This is a genomic window from Caldisericum insulae, from assembly GCF_047785965.1.
Classification (GTDB): Bacteria; Caldisericota; Caldisericia; order Caldisericales; family Caldisericaceae; genus Caldisericum; species Caldisericum exile_A.
Window position 1 is genome coordinate 190,088 of the sequence record NZ_JBLOBF010000001.1, and the last position, 12,896, is coordinate 202,983.

Annotated in this window: 12 protein-coding genes; all 12 read left to right on the forward strand. The window is 33.7% G+C overall.

The genetic code is table 11. The features are described 5' to 3' along the window. Window positions 1-15 precede the first annotated feature (15 nt). From lon to queA, 12 genes are read left to right on the forward strand one after another with little or no spacing between them, the layout of a single operon-like run. A complete protein-coding gene (gene lon / locus ACMV0E_RS00995; protein ID WP_416084505.1) occupies window positions 16-2,355 on the forward strand; it encodes an endopeptidase La in 2,340 nt (779 codons plus the stop codon). Next, window positions 2,321-3,073, forward strand: coding sequence for a helix-turn-helix domain-containing protein (locus tag ACMV0E_RS01000; protein WP_416084506.1), 753 nt, complete (start codon window positions 2,321-2,323; stop codon window positions 3,071-3,073). The genes lon and ACMV0E_RS01000 overlap by 35 nt, the downstream gene beginning before the upstream one ends. Continuing rightward, window positions 3,070-4,359: a 30S ribosomal protein S12 methylthiotransferase RimO gene (gene rimO, locus ACMV0E_RS01005; RefSeq protein WP_416084507.1), complete on the forward strand. Its 1,290-nt coding sequence runs from the start codon at window positions 3,070-3,072 to the stop codon at window positions 4,357-4,359. Before ACMV0E_RS01000 ends, rimO begins: the two co-directional genes overlap by 4 nt. Then, the gene (gene thpR, locus ACMV0E_RS01010) at window positions 4,356-4,898 is read left to right on the forward strand and encodes an RNA 2',3'-cyclic phosphodiesterase (protein WP_416084508.1); all 543 of its coding nucleotides are present in this window, start codon (window positions 4,356-4,358) and stop codon (window positions 4,896-4,898) included. The genes rimO and thpR overlap by 4 nt, the downstream gene beginning before the upstream one ends. A 35-nt stretch (window positions 4,899-4,933) precedes the next feature. Continuing rightward, entirely contained in the window at window positions 4,934-5,950 is a 1,017-nt protein-coding gene (gene recA / locus ACMV0E_RS01015) for a recombinase RecA (RefSeq protein WP_416084509.1), read from the forward strand. Next, on the forward strand, window positions 5,913-6,341 hold the full coding sequence (locus ACMV0E_RS01020; RefSeq protein ID WP_416084510.1) for a regulatory protein RecX: 429 nt from the start codon (window positions 5,913-5,915) through the stop codon (window positions 6,339-6,341). The genes recA and ACMV0E_RS01020 overlap by 38 nt, the downstream gene beginning before the upstream one ends. A gap of 17 nt (window positions 6,342-6,358) precedes the next feature. Next, on the forward strand, window positions 6,359-7,906 hold the full coding sequence (gene rny, locus ACMV0E_RS01025; protein WP_416084511.1) for a ribonuclease Y: 1,548 nt from the start codon (window positions 6,359-6,361) through the stop codon (window positions 7,904-7,906). Window positions 7,907-7,925: 19 nt separating this feature from the next. Further along, complete coding sequence (gene uvrC / locus ACMV0E_RS01030; RefSeq protein ID WP_416084512.1) at window positions 7,926-9,533, forward strand: excinuclease ABC subunit UvrC; 1,608 nt, start codon at window positions 7,926-7,928, stop codon at window positions 9,531-9,533. Then, a complete protein-coding gene (locus ACMV0E_RS01035; protein ID WP_416084513.1) occupies window positions 9,523-9,873 on the forward strand; it encodes a phage holin family protein in 351 nt (116 codons plus the stop codon). Before uvrC ends, ACMV0E_RS01035 begins: the two co-directional genes overlap by 11 nt. Continuing rightward, window positions 9,860-11,125, forward strand: coding sequence for a GTPase HflX (gene hflX, locus ACMV0E_RS01040; protein ID WP_416084514.1), 1,266 nt, complete (start codon window positions 9,860-9,862; stop codon window positions 11,123-11,125). Before ACMV0E_RS01035 ends, hflX begins: the two co-directional genes overlap by 14 nt. Before the next feature lie 32 nt (window positions 11,126-11,157). Then, entirely contained in the window at window positions 11,158-11,865 is a 708-nt protein-coding gene (locus ACMV0E_RS01045) for a hypothetical protein (RefSeq protein ID WP_416084515.1), read from the forward strand. A gap of 1 nt (window position 11,866) precedes the next feature. Further along, window positions 11,867-12,892, forward strand: a complete 1,026-nt coding sequence (gene queA, locus ACMV0E_RS01050; protein WP_416084516.1) for a tRNA preQ1(34) S-adenosylmethionine ribosyltransferase-isomerase QueA — start codon at window positions 11,867-11,869, stop codon at window positions 12,890-12,892. The last annotated feature ends 4 nt before the right edge of the window (window positions 12,893-12,896 follow it).

A 12,896-nucleotide genomic window follows, 5' to 3' on the forward strand; every position in this document is an offset into this window, starting at 1 on the left:
AGTGGAGGTAAACTTATGAATGAAAGAAATTGGAAAAAAAATTATGCACCATATTTTCCACTAAGAGGAATAGTGATATTTCCAGGGATGGTCGTGCCACTTATAGTTGGCCGTCCAAAATCAATAAATGCAATCGAAGAAGCACTTGCAACCGATAAGTTAATTGTTGTCTCAACACAGAAAAATGGACTTATTGAAGAACCTGAACCTAAGGATGTATACGATGTTGGTGTTGGATGTGAAATTATTCAGGTCTTAAGACTTCCTGATGGCACATACAGGATAATAGTTGAAGGAATTGAAAGAGTAAAGATAACCCAATTCGATTTATCTCCAACAGTTTGGCATGTCTATGTTGAGCCCCTAAAAAGCACTTTTGAATCGTCTACAGAAACAGAAGCTTTGATGAGGCTTGTTTCCGATAAATTCGCTCTTTATTCAGAACTTAATAAAAAGGTTCCTCAGGATGCAATTCTCAGTTTGACAAATGTTGATTCTCCAGATAGGCTTATAATGGTAGTAGTGTCAAACCTCTTTATACCTGTTGAAGAAAAGCAAAAAATCCTTGAAATGACAGATGTAAAGGAACAGTTAAACTATCTACATGAAGTTCTTGAAAGGGAAAATACAATTCTTGAAATATCAAGAAAAATTGACGAAGAGGTACGAAATAGAATTGAAAAAAGCCAAAAAGAATACTTTTTAAGGGAAAAACTAAAGGAAATTGAACGAGAACTTGGCGAAGAAGGAGAAGGAGCAGGAACTATATCCGAGATAAAGAATAAGATGAAGGGAAGAAAGCTTCCCAAATATGTAGTGGATAAGATTAACGAAGAACTTGAAAAGCTCAAAAAGATACCACCAATGAGTCCTGAGAGTGGTGTGATTCAAAATTATATAGATTGGCTTCTTGCACTTCCATGGGATAAAGCGACAACGGATACAATTGACATAAAAAAGGCACAGGAAATTCTTGATAAAAATCACTATGACTTAAAAGATGTGAAAGAGAGAATTCTTGAATTAATTGCAGTCAAGAAACTAAAAAGCGATGTAAAAGGCCCAATTCTCTGTTTTGTTGGTCCACCAGGTGTTGGAAAAACCTCCCTTGGAAAATCTATTGCTGAAGCACTTGGAAGAAAATTTGTAAGAGTTTCTCTTGGTGGTATCAGAGATGAAGCAGAGATAAGGGGACATAGAAGAACCTATGTTGGTGCATTACCAGGAAGAATTATTCAAGGAATAAAGCAAGCAGGAGTGAAAAACCCAGTTTTCCTTTTAGACGAGATTGATAAAGTTGGGGCTGATTTTAGAGGGGATCCAACTGCAGCACTTCTTGAGGCATTGGATCCAGAACAAAATAATGCCTTTTCTGATCACTATATTGAATTACCATTTGATCTATCAGAGGTGCTTTTTATAACAACTGCAAATGTAGTTGATACTATACCTCCAGCGCTTCTTGATAGAATGGAAGTTTTAACTTTGCCTGGCTATATTGATGAAGAAAAACTTCAAATTGCAAAGAAGTTTATTATCCCAAAGCAACTTGAAGCACATGGTCTTGAACCTCAGGACTTAGTAATTTCTGAGAAAGCAATTCTTAAAATTATAAATGAATATACAAGGGAAGCAGGCCTGCGAAATTTGGAAAGAACTATCACAAAGATAATAAGAAAAGTTGCAAAAGAAAAAGCTGAAAAAGGAAAAATCAGGAGAAGAATTACGGAAGAAAACTTGCGTAAGTACCTTGGTAAACCAGAGTTTTCAAGGGAGTTACAAGAAAAGAAAAGCCTTGTGGGTGTTGCTTGTGGTATGGTTGTGACACTTGCAGGAGGCGATATCGTTTATATTGAAGCAACAAAAATGTCAGGAAAGGGAAGTTTAATACTCACAGGACAACTTGGTGATGTGATGAAAGAATCTGCCCAAGCCGCATTGAGTTACATTAGGGCTAATGCAGAAAAACTTGGTATTCAACCAGATTTTTATGATAAGTATGATATACATATCCACGTACCTGAAGGAGCTGTGCCTAAAGAAGGCCCATCTGCGGGAATTACAATGTTTGTTGCACTTGTTTCTGTTTTGAAAGGAGTCCCAGTTAATAAAGATGTTGCAATGACTGGCGAAATTACCCTTAGAGGTAGAGTGTTGCCGGTAGGCGGGATAAAGGAAAAAGTACTTGGGGCATACAGAGCAAATATTAGAACAATAATTTTGCCTAAAGCAAATGAAATTGATGTTGAGGATATTCCCGAAAAAGTTCGATCCAACATAAAATTTTACTTTATAGATAATGTTGAGGAAGCACTGAATATTGCACTGGAAAATGAGCATAGGGAAGATACTTAGAGAAGAACGTGAAAAAAGAAATTTAGCACTTGAGGACATCTCTAAGGAGACCCTTATAAGAGAATATTATCTTGAAAAAATTGAAAATGACGACTTTGGTTCTGAATTTGATGGTTTTATTCTTTCGTATATTAAGAAATATGCGGACTTTTTAGGAATTGATTCTCAACCTCTTTTAAGCGAGTACAAGGAGCTTTTTAAAAAAAAGGAAATCGTTTATAAAACAAAAAATAAGAATATTGGATTAATTGTATTAGTAATCGTTTTGTTAATTATTATTGGAATTGTTCTGGTTATTGTGCAAAAAAGTAAAAACAGTGGATCTTCATTTGCTCCGAAAGAAAATATCACTCAAACTGAAACTTTACCCCAAAAAACTGAGTCTCCTCCACAAACTAATTCTCCAGGACAAAAAGCTCCTTCAACACCAACCACTTCTCAAACAGAAAACCTTGTCTATCCTGTGAGCATTACACTAAAAGGCAATGGAAGGTGTTGGCTTGGCATTACTGTGGATGGAAAATATACGCAAAGATTTATAAATGCAAATGAGACTTTGGAACTGCATGCAAACAATTATATACAAATTCGGTTTGGAAATGCAAAAGTTGTTAGTGTTATCTATAATGGCAAAGATCTTGGAATTGTAAGTAGTAGTGAAACTGTTGTTGAATATAAATACACTCCAAATGGAGTAGAAAAGATAAAAATTCCGTGAAAAGAGTTTCTTTAATTAGTTTAGGCTGTCCTAAAAATCTTGTTGATTCTGAAAGGGTACTTGGTGAAGTTTCCTCCAAGTATTCAATTACATTTGGTACTGATAATGCAGATATCGTTTTGATTAATACATGCGCATTTCTTAAGGAATCAAGAGAAGAAAGTGAAGAAGTAATAAAGGAATTTATAGAAAAGAAGGAAAAAGGGAAAATTGAAAAATTGATTGTTATTGGCTGTTATCCATCATTAGATGTTGGAAATCTTAAAAAGAAATTTCCTTTTGTTGATGGTTTTGTTGGAACGAATAATATCAAAGATGTATTATTGGCGATAGAAAATGGTGGAGTTTATGTTGATAAGACCCCTGAATACGCAGATTTGCCCCGACTTCAGGTTACTTTATCGCATTACAGTTATCTAAAGATTGCTGATGGATGTTCTCATCGTTGTGCCTTTTGCCTTATACCAAAAATAAAGGGTGATACACATAGTTTTGATATAGATTTTCTTGTTCATGAAGCAGAAGCCCTCTCTAAAAATGGTGTCAAGGAACTTGTTTTGATTGCACAAGATACAACACAATATGGTATTGATTTGTATAAACAAGTTAAATTGGTTGATCTTTTGGAGGAATTAGAAAAAATAGATGGAGTATCATGGATAAGACTTCTTTACACATATCCTTCCCCTTATATGCATAAAGTAATTGACTACATTAAAAGATCAAAAAAAGTTGTGCCATACATTGATATGCCAATTCAGCATGCATCAGATAGGATGCTTAGAGCAATGTTGCGTATGTACTCTAAAAAAGACCTTGAACAAATTGTTGAAAGTATGAAATCATCTCACATAGCTTTTAGAACTTCTGTGATTGTAGGTTTTCCAACAGAAACAGAAGATGATTTCAAGGAACTTGAGAAATTTATTGAAAAATATGAGATTGACCATATTGGCATTTTTAAATACTCGAATGAATATGGTACAATAAGTTACAATATGAAACAAGTCGAGGAAGAAATTAAACAAGAGAGATTTGAAAGATTAAATGAACTGAAAGATAAACTTGCTATTAAGAGAAGTAAGTCATTTATTGGTAAAGAGATATCTTTTATCGTTGATTATTATGATTCTACTTCTAAAAATTCTTATGGGCGCTCTATTTATGATGCTCCCGATATTGACAATGTTGTGATAGTAAAGGGAAAACTAAAACAAGGTGGAATTTACAGGGGGATTGTTAGACAGGTTAATCCTTATGAATGGTTGGTTGAGGTAATAAAATGAGAGTATTTATTGCTCTAAAAACAACATCCTATGAAGAGAGACTTTTTAAAATTTTGGAAGATATCAAAAAGGAAATTAAAGGTGATATAAAGTGGGTTTCAAAGAATAACCTACATGTTACAACAAAGTTTCTTGGAGAAATAGAAGAGTCGTTTCTAAAAGAAGTATTTAAAATTACTGAAGAAACTTCAAAATTTAGCAAACCTTTTTCGTTTGAAATTAAGGGTATCTCTGGTTTTCCAAAAAGAGACTTTGCAAGAGTTTTATTTTTTTCCATAGTTGACGTTGATAAGAATATTGAAAGTATAATGAGAAGACTTGACAAGGATTTTGAGAGGTATCATTTTAAGCGCGAAGAATCTTATCTCCCTCATATTACCTTTGGAAGATGCAGGACAAGCTATATAAACCTGGACGAATATAAGTTTGGAGATTTTGGTTTTATCGTAAATGCTTTCGGACTTACAGTTTATGAAAGTATACTGATGAATACTGGGCCTATTTATAAGGAAATTGAAACTTTTAATTTTCACAATTAATCAGTATAATAAATAAGAAAGAGAGGTTGACGCGTATGGCAAATAATGAAAACGACAAGGAACAAGCTCTTAAACTTGCGATGATGCAAGTTGAAAAGGAATATGGAAAAGGTTCAGTAATGCGGCTTGGCGATAAAAAGGCAAATTTAATTATAGAAGCAATTCCTACTGGGATCTATTCGCTTGATCTTGCCTTAGGAGTAGGAGGATTTCCAAGAGGTCGTATCATTGAAATTTTTGGACCAGAGGGAAGCGGAAAAACAACCCTTGCGCTTGAGGCAATTGCAAATGCTCAGCGTATGGGCGGAAAAGCTCTATTTGTAGATGTAGAGCATGCCTTTTCGCCAGAATATGCGAAAAGTCTTGGCGTAAATATTGACGATCTTATAGTTTCTCAACCAGATTATGCAGAGCAAGCACTCGATATTATTGATATATTTGTAAGATCTGGTGCTGTAGATATTGTGGTGCTTGATTCAGTTGCTGCCTTAGTCCCTAAAGCAGAATTAGAAGGAGACATGGGCGACTCCTTTATGGGAGTCCAAGCAAGGCTAATGTCCCAAGCTTTACGAAAACTTGCAGGAACAATTAACAAATCAAAAACATGCATGATTTTTATAAACCAGTTGCGTGAGAAAATAGGTGTTGTTTTTGGTAACCCAGAGGTGACTCCAGGAGGGCGTGCACTTAAATTTTATGCTTCCGTTAGACTTGATGTAAGACGTGTTGAATCGATTTCTGGTGATGGAGCAGATCGTGGCAATAGGATTAGAATAAAAGTTGTAAAAAATAAAGTTGCACCACCTTACAAAGAAGCAGTTGTAGATCTAATATTTGGTGAAGGAATTTCAAGGCTTGGAGACTTGTTTGATGTAGCTGTGGATAACGGAATTATCAAGAAAAGCGGCTCTTTCTTCTCCTATGGTGATATTAAATTAGGGCAAGGAAGAGACAACGCAATAAAAGTATTACAGTCGAATGAGGAATTACTTAGCAAGATAAAAAAAGAACTCGATGAAAAACTTTTTACAAAGAAAGAAGAAGCCCAATAGTATTTTGAATTATGCATTAAATTTACTTTCAAGGAAAGATTATTCAGAGTATGAATTGAGAGAAAAACTTAGTATGTATTTTGATAGCGGCGTTGATGAAATTATAGATAAATTAAAGGAAAGAGGACTTCTTTCAGATGAACGATATGCTTTGAGGCTTATAGATAAGTATATAAAAAAGAAGTATGGTTTTTTAAAAATAAAAATGGAACTTGAAAAACGTGGATTAAAAAATTTTCAAGATATTTTGACCAATGCATACACAGCCGAATTAGAAAGAGATAATGCGAGATATTTCTTAGATAAAAAGCCAAAAGAAAAATTATATGCATATTTAATTCAAAAGGGTTTTAGGCCTCATATCGTTCAAGAAGTCCTCGCCGAAAAATAATAGAGGAGGTGAGGTTAATGTCAGTTCCGTACTTTTTATATGTCCTTGTTACTATACTTATGTTTGCTATTGGTGCACTTGTAGGATGGGTGATTCAGGGATACATTTATAAATCTAAAATAGGTTCAGTAGATGAATATTTAAAAAAGAAGCAAGAAGAAAATGAAAAAAAATTGGAAGTTCAGGAAAGAGAATTAAAAATTAGATCTAAGGAAGAGTTAGAAAAGAAAATACAGGAGTTGGAAAGTAAGTACAAAGAAAGGCAGAAGGAACTCCAGGAAATTGAAAACAGGCTATTAAAGAAAGAAGAGATTGTTGATAGACGTGCTCAATTTCTTGATAAGAAAGAAAAAGATCTTTTAAGGAAAGAAGAAGATCTTATAGCTTTAAATAAACAAATTGAAGAAAAATCTAAAAGTCTTGAGACAGAACTATTTAAAATTGCTTCTTTAACACGAGAAGAAGCAAGACAGATAATACTTAGAGAAGTTGAAGAAGGTTTAAAAAAGGACATAGCAAGGAAAATTGCTGAGGCTGAAGAAGAAATAAGGGCAACTGCAAAAGAAAAAGCAAAAGTCATACTTTCACAGGCAATGGAAAGTTGCGCAATTGATTATGTTGCAGAAACTACTGTATCTGTAGTACCACTCCCCTCTGACGAATTAAAAGGAAGAATAATTGGCCGTGAAGGGAGAAATATTAGGACTTTTGAAACTTTAACAGGTGTTGATTTACTAATTGATGATACGCCGGAAGCAGTAACACTGTCTTGTTTTGATCCTATCAGAAGAGAAATTGCCCGAAGAGCTCTTGAGAAATTAATAATAGACGGAAGAATCCATCCTGCAAGAATTGAAGAGTTTGTGAGTGAGGCAGAAGTGCAATTCGAAGAGAGTCTTATAAAGGATGCAGAAGATGCTTTAATGAGCATCTCACTTTATGGTTTTCCAAATGAATTGAAAAAGATTATAGGGGAAATGAAATATAGAACAAGTTATGGTCAAAATCTTCTTAAGCATTCACTTGAAGTTGCAACAATTGCAGGAATTATAGCACAAGAAATTGGAGAGAATGTTATACTCGCAAAAAGAGCAGGATTTCTGCATGATATAGGAAAAGTTATTTCGCAGGAGTGTGAAGGGCCTCATGCACTTACCGGTGGTGAACTTTTAAGAAAGTTTGGAGAGAATGAAGCAGTTATCCATGCAGTTCAATCACACCATGGAGATATAAAACAAGAAACTGCCCTTGATGTTATAGTTCAGGTTGCTGACACACTTTCAGCAACAAGACCAGGTGCAAGGAGAGAGGATCTTGAAAATTATATAAAGAGGATGGAAGAGTTAGAAAGAATTGCAAGTTCTGTTCATGGTGTTAAGAAGGCATTCGTTGTTCAGGCAGGACGTGAGGTAAGAATACTTGTAAACCCTGAAGAGGTTGATGAAGAAACTTCTCAAAAAATTGCAAAGGATGTAGCAAGAACAATTGAAGAGTCTTTAGTGTATCCTGGTATTATTAAGGTAACTGTTGTGAGAGAAATTCGCTATGTAGAGTATGCAAAATAGTCTCAAATTCCCGGAGGAGTTGGAATTCTTGCCAGACTCATCCGGGGTTTATATTTTAAAGGATCAAACAAATAAAGTAATTTACGTAGGTAAAGCAAAATCTCTTAAAAAGAGGCTAAGTTCTTATAAAAATCCAAAGGATATAAAAGGTGAGGCAATTTTATCGAGGGTAAAAACAATTGAATTTATAGTAACTAATAATCCTGATGAGGCATTACTTCTTGAAAATAATCTCATTAAGAAATTTAAGCCACCTTTTAATGTAAGACTTGTTGATGATGAGAATTATCCTTACATTAAAATAACAGATGAGGAATATCCAAAAATTCAAAAAGTATATAGAGTTAGAGGCGAAAAAGGAAGCTATTTTGGACCATTTCCCCATGGGAAGGCAGTGGAGACTACTATTAAGACTTTGCGCAAGATCTTTCCAATTCGTTCGTGTAATTTGAAAATTAGTGAAGATAAGAAATATCAACCCTGCATGCTTTACCAAATTGGTCTTTGTTCTGCCCCCTGTGCTCATCTTGTAACTAAAGCTGACTATTTTAAAACGGTTGAAAATCTTAAAAAGTTTTTGAGAAGTGAGGATAGATCGATTATTAATACCCTTGCAAATGAGATGGAAAAAGCGAAAAGGGAATTACAGTTTGAGCGAGCAATTATATATCGTGACGCCATTAATGGTTTAAATGCAATTTTTTCCTCGCAGCGTGTTATAACTGAGGAGAATATCAATTTTGATCTTATTACAGGTGAAATTGATAAGGATAAGAGTTGTTTGGTAAAAGTAACAATAAGAAATGGAAGAGTTGTAAGCCTTTATCCATTCATTTTAGAATCTCTGGAAGACAAGGCCACCCTTATTGAACAGTTCTTAATTTCCTACCCTCAGCATGCGACATCTGATAAAATTTACGTTGATTGTTCTATAGAAAGTAGGCATTCACTTGAAAAATTTTTAACAGAAAAAACGGGACATAAAGTCCAAATTTTAAGGGTTCGGGGGACTGTGCCAAAGAAAGTTTTAGAACTTGCAAAGGATAATGCAAAGCTTCATCTTGAAAATTATCTCAAGAGAAGAGAAAATAATACCCCAACGATTTTGCTACAAATGAAGGAAACACTTGGCTTGAGCCATATTCCTGTAAGGATTGAAGGTTATGATATTTCAAATGTGCAAGGGAAATTTGCCGTTGGATCAATGGTTGTTTTTACTTCTGGAAAAAAAGATAAGGACGAATATCGGAGATTTAAAATAAAATTTATAGAAGGACCGAATGACTATGCTATGCTTTATGAGGTGCTCTTAAGAAGATTTACTCACGTAAATCCTAATTTTTCAAAGTCTTTTCCTAATCTTGTTCTTATTGACGGGGGCTTAGGTCAGCTTGAAGTTGGGAAAAAAGTTAAAGAAATTCTCAATCTTGATGTTGATTTTATATCGCTTGCAAAAAAAGAAGAGTTAATCTTTACCGAGAAAAGCAACGAACCGTTAAAACTTGATAGAGATTCTCCTGTCTTAAAGTTATTACAGCAAATAAGAGATGAATCTCACAGATTTGCAAGAGCATATTTTAAAGAATTGCATTCTAAAAGCATAAAGGAGGAAGAAAGTGAAGAATAAATTTTTGGTTAGCTTTATTGTCAACGCTGTTGCACTTTATCTTGTAAGTTTGATTATTCCTGGTATTTGGTTTGATAATACTCTGAGTATTCTTACTGCAAGTCTTATTTTCGGTATCGTAAACTCTATTATAAGACCATTCTTTATGTTTTTATCGCTTCCTTTAATATTTCTTACTTTAGGTCTCTTTACCTTTATTATAAATGGACTAATGCTTAAAATTGTATCTCTCATCGTTCCAGGTTTCCATGTTTATTCTTTTTGGGATGCGGTTTTTGCTTCTCTTCTTTTGTCTGTAATTTCAGTGATTTTGAAAGGGGTTCTTTTTGGAAAAAACTGAAAGAAACGCAATTCTTGTACATATCATAGACAAGGAAAATAAAGAACTAAGAGAAGAATATCTTGAGGAATTTAGACTCCTTGTAGAAACGCTTTCCTACGAGATAGTTGCTGAAACCACATATTCTTTGCGAGAACCTCGATACTCTACTTTCCTCGGCACTGGAAAAATAGAGGAGATAAAAAAACTTGTAGAACTTACAGAAGCTAAAATCGTTTTTATTGATAATACTTTAACATTTTTGCAGTTGAGGAATCTTTCAAGAGAGATTAGAGTACCAGTTATCGATCGACCACATCTTATTCTTATGATATTTTCTATGCGAGCAAGAACCACAGAAGCAAAACTTCAAGTTGAACTTTCGCAACTAAAAATGCGTCTTCCTGAAATTGTTCATGAAGAAGTAGATATGGACCAACAAACTGGTTCTGAAATTGGTTTGAAAGGTCCTGGTGAAAGAAGAACTGAATTAAAAAGACGTTATATTGCAAAAAGAATCCAGATTCTTGAGAAAAAGCTTGAAGAAATAAAAAAACATAGGTTTGAGATGAGAAAGCGAAGAACAAAAAGTAATATTCCAATAATTTCGATAGTTGGTTATACAAATGCTGGAAAATCGACACTTTTAAATGCACTTACAAAAAGCGAAGCCTATGTTGAAGATAAACTTTTTGCGACTCTTGACAGCCTTTCACGTCTAGGCGAAATAAAGCAAAATATTTCCGCCATCTTCGTTGATACCATTGGTTTTATAAGGGATTTGCCACCACAGTTAATTTATGCGTTTCGTTCAACTTTGGAAGAAATTCTTGATTCCTGGATAATCATACATCTTATAGATATAACAGATCCGCTTTTTAGAGAAAAAATGGAAATCGTCCTTAAAACACTTAAAGAATTAGGGGTAGAAGATATTCCTATCATTACCGTTTTTAATAAGATCGATAAAAGCGATATAGAATCTCTTGACTATCTTCAATCGATATACAAGGATGCAATTTTTATTTCTGCAAAGGAAGGTTTAGGCATTGATAAACTAAAAGAAAAAATTGTAAGTATGTTTAAAGAGCTAATTGTTAAAGTAAAAATTATTTTGCCTTATCAAGATGTTCATCTGCTTGATGAAATTTACAGTTCAGCAAATATACTATCTCGAAAAGATACAGAAGAGAGTATAATCTTATATGTTGAAGGCTACTATTCAAATTTAGCAAAATTTAAAAAATATATTGTTCCTCAAAAGACTCCTTGAAAAATATATAAAAATTGGTAAAATTACCTTGTATGAACACAAATTATATAGATCTTTTTGTATTTGTTTTTTTGTTAACCGAGTTTTTTATAGGGATAAACAAAGGGGCAATTCTTTTGATTTTTGATATAATTGGATTTGCCTTGGCGTTTATCTTGTCAAATTCACTTGCACCTAAATTATCTTTTCTTCTTTCTAATAATTTTCATCTTGATAAAGTTATTGCAGATAAAATTGCTCCTTTGGTGAATGTGCCTAATGGTCTTTCGAACGCTGGTGCTACTATTGAGAATGTATCTAAAACAATCGTAGATATGCGTCTTCCTAAAGTGCTCGAAAATTTCATAATTACAAATGGTATTAATCCTTCTTGGACGGTAAAAGACTTTATTACTCTCCGCTTTGCCCAGTTCCTTTTAAATGCAATCTCCTATGTTGTAATATTTATAGTTGTAATCTTAGTTGTAAAAGCATTTGCATTGATAGTCAGAAAAGTATTTAGAGTTAGTCCGTTTTTGAAGTGGATCGATGTAATACTTGGTGGAGTTTTACGAACTGCTCTATCATTTACGATAATTGCTGTTTTAATTCATCTTTTAGGATTTGTATTTTTATATCTTAATGTTTCGAATAATGATTTTTTTAAAATGCTTATAAGTTCTAGAACCTATTATATTTCAGAACATTACTTTCAATTTCTTTCGAATTACTTAGTGTCCGTAATTTCAAATTTTAAGTGATATGGGAAATCTGGATTTTCTTGATTACTATCTTGACAAAGAGCTTATTGCACAGCATCCAATTTATCCGAGGGATCATGCTCGCCTTATGGTTGTTCACAGAGATACAGGTGAAATTGAACATAGAAAATTTTATAACATTGTTGAATATTTAAAAAAAGGAGACTGCCTTGTTTTGAACAATAGTAAAGTCTTGAAGGCAAGGTTTTTGGGAACAAATAGAAAAACGGGTGGCAAAAGAGAAATTTTCCTTCTTAAATATCTTTCTAATAAACAATGGCTTGCTTTAACATCACCAAACGATAGAGTTCATGTTGGAGATGAAATAATAGTTAGTAAGGATCCTGAAATTGTTGTTAAAGTGATTTCTAAAGGTGAATTTGGTGAAAACATAATTGATTTTGAAAGTGCATTACCAATGGTGGAGATTTTAAAATATGGTGAAGTTCCTCTTCCTCCTTACATAAAGGCAAAAGTAAACTTGGAGGAATACCAAACAGTCTATGCAAGTCTTTTAGGTTCTGTTGCATCTCCTACAGCAGGACTTCATTTTACTAAAGAACTCTTAAAACAAATTGAAGAAATGGGAGTTTGTATTACATACATTACTTTGCATGTTGGTCTTGGGACATTTAAGCCAATAAAAGAAGATGATCTAAATAAGCACAAAATGCATGAAGAGGAATTTTTTATCTCAGAAGAAGCTGCAAAAGTTATTAATGATGCAAGAGCAATTGGTGGAAGAATAGTTGCTGTAGGCACAACGGTAGTAAGAGTGCTTGAAACAGCTTCAACGAGAAATCATATTTTAAAGCCTTACTCAGGTTCAACTCGCCTTTTTATTAAACCTGGTTATCCTTTTAAGATAGTAGATGCATTGGTTACAAATTTCCATTTTCCAAAGACGACGCTTCTTGCTTTGGTTGGTGCTTTTGCTTCAACAGAGTTAATTTTAAAGGCTTATAATATTGCAGTGAAAGAAAGATATAGATTCTACAGTTTTGGAGACGCAATGCTAATTTTGTGAGGTA